The 1,210-nt window shown below is 45.0% G+C and carries 2 protein-coding genes; one reads left to right on the top strand and one right to left on the bottom strand.

The genetic code is table 11. The features are described 5' to 3' along the window. A partial coding sequence (locus tag ACS8FD_RS15450; protein WP_439276498.1) for an SLC13 family permease occupies positions 1-444 on the top strand: 444 nt, incomplete at its 5' end. A gap of 106 nt (positions 445-550) precedes the next feature. Here the strand turns inward: ACS8FD_RS15450 and ACS8FD_RS15445 are convergent. After that, positions 551-1,210 (bottom strand): winged helix domain-containing protein (locus tag ACS8FD_RS15445; RefSeq protein WP_439276497.1); only part of this gene is annotated, 660 nt, incomplete at its 5' end.

Raw genomic sequence — 1,210 nt, 5'->3', positions numbered from 1 at the left:
GATAATACTGACTGGGGCGTACTCATGCTATTCGGTGGCGGTATTGCGTTATCGACAGTGTTAAAAGTCTCTGGTGCATCGTTAGTGCTTGGTGAAACAGTCGCTAACGCTTTATCCTCGGCGCCTATTATTTTGGTGATGATTGCAATTTCAGCATTTATTATCTTTTTAACAGAGTTTGCATCTAATACAGCATCCGCAGCGCTATTGGTGCCAGTATTCGCTGCTATCGCTGAACAGATGGGCTTGCCACATGAGGTGCTAGTGTTGGTCATCGGTATTGGTGCATCGTGCGCCTTTATGCTACCGGTAGCGACGCCGCCGAACGCAATTGTCTTCGGTACTGGTCTGATAAAACAGTCAGAGATGATTCGTACAGGTGTGGTATTGAATATTATTGCCACCTTTATAATCGGTCTTTGGGCGTACTTTTTTCTGATTTAACCATATGTTAGATAACAAAAAACCGATATCTGAAGGCTCAGTTATCGGTTTTTTTATGTAATGCTGATTTCGTATCAGTCAGCTGTTTGTACAGCCTCATTAAAGGCTACTCAGAATAATCCAGCCACACCCAGCCATTCTCAAGCCATTCGCTTAACTCGTCTGGATCGACATCTGCAACATCTTGATAACGCAGATGCTCGCCATTTGCCAATCGTATTAGTATGGCCGCTGTTGTCTTATCGATACCATCAAGGCGTTGACCATTGGCATATAGCGTGATGTCATTGTCATTTTGGCTATAGAGTAGGCGATTACTATAATCTGCCTGCAGTGTTGCCCCATCAGATAACGCTTGCATCAGCTCGTCAGTCTCCAATGTCTCCTCTGGAACCAGCGCATCGTATTGACGTTTGCTCACCACTTCAGACACGGTTTGACGAATGATGTCGTCACCGCGCTCAGACTGCAGCATTTGTAATAGCTGTTTTTTAATCGCACCAATGCTATCTGCTTGTAGTTCACCTGATGCTTGTAGCGCTTGCGGCAGTAGCATTGGGACAAATAAATCGCTGTCGTTGGTCGCGATATCGGCCATGCTGTCGATGATTTGCATAAGGTTTGGACGACGACAGCCAAATGAAAACGTCAGGCAGTCGTCTTGTGCTACCCCAAAATGCGAGAGTTTTGGTGGTACATAAAGTACGTCACCCGCTTCTAATATCTCATCAAAGATAATCTCGCCCATATCATCAAAAAGTCGAAT

The organism is Psychrobacter sp. 1U2 (assembly GCF_051847575.1).
The sequence above is the reverse complement of the archived record's forward strand: the minus strand, read 5'-3'. Positions and strand labels throughout refer to the sequence as shown.